The organism is Limosilactobacillus gastricus DSM 16045 (assembly GCF_001434365.1).
GTDB lineage: Bacteria > Bacillota > Bacilli > Lactobacillales > Lactobacillaceae > Limosilactobacillus > Limosilactobacillus gastricus.
Genome location: NZ_AZFN01000054.1, coordinates 1 through 580, shown reverse-complemented (window position 1 = coordinate 580; position 580 = coordinate 1). Strand labels below are relative to the sequence as shown.

Genomic DNA, 580 nt, shown 5'->3' with positions numbered 1-580 from the left:
CCAGGCTGCTCTACCCCGCGATAATAAAAAGGAGGATAAGAGATTCGAACTCTTGCGCCGCGTTAACGACCTAGCGGTTTTCAAGACCGCCCCCTTCAGCCACTTGGGTAATCCTCCAAGATATTCAACTGTATGGTAATCAAATATGGACCTTGTAGGACTCGAACCTACGACCGGGCGGTTATGAGCCGCTTGCTCTAACCAACTGAGCTAAAGGTCCAAAAAGCCACCCAAATCGCGGCGGGGGGGATCGAACCCTCGACCTCCCGGGTATGAACCGGACGCTCTAGCCAGCTGAGCTACACCGCGAATAAGGAATCATATTAAAAAATTACCAATCGGGAAGACAGGANGAATAAGGAATCATATTAAAAAATTACCAATCGGGAAGACAGGATTCGAACCTGCGACCCCCTGGTCCCAAACCAGGTGCTCTACCAAGCTGAGCTACTTCCCGTTGAAATGCACCTAGCAGGAGTCGAACCTGCAACCTTCTGATTCGTAGTCAGACACTCTATCCAATTGCGCTATAGGTGCATATGGTGCCGAGGACCGGGATCGAACCGGTACGGTCATCACT

Annotated in this window: 5 tRNA genes; all 5 read right to left on the bottom strand. The window is 50.8% G+C overall.

Annotated elements, in window-relative coordinates:
- Positions 1-29: 29 nt before the first annotated feature.
- Positions 30-117: transfer RNA gene (locus FC60_RS09150), tRNA-Ser, on the bottom strand.
- 29 nt (positions 118-146) lie between these two features.
- Positions 147-220 (bottom strand) — tRNA-Ile (locus FC60_RS09145).
- Positions 221-235: 15 nt separating this feature from the next.
- Positions 236-309 (bottom strand) — tRNA-Met (locus FC60_RS09140).
- 74 nt (positions 310-383) lie between these two features.
- Positions 384-457: transfer RNA gene (locus FC60_RS09135), tRNA-Pro, on the bottom strand.
- A gap of 6 nt (positions 458-463) precedes the next feature.
- A tRNA-Arg gene (locus tag FC60_RS09130) sits at positions 464-537 on the bottom strand.
- Positions 538-580 lie beyond the last annotated feature (43 nt).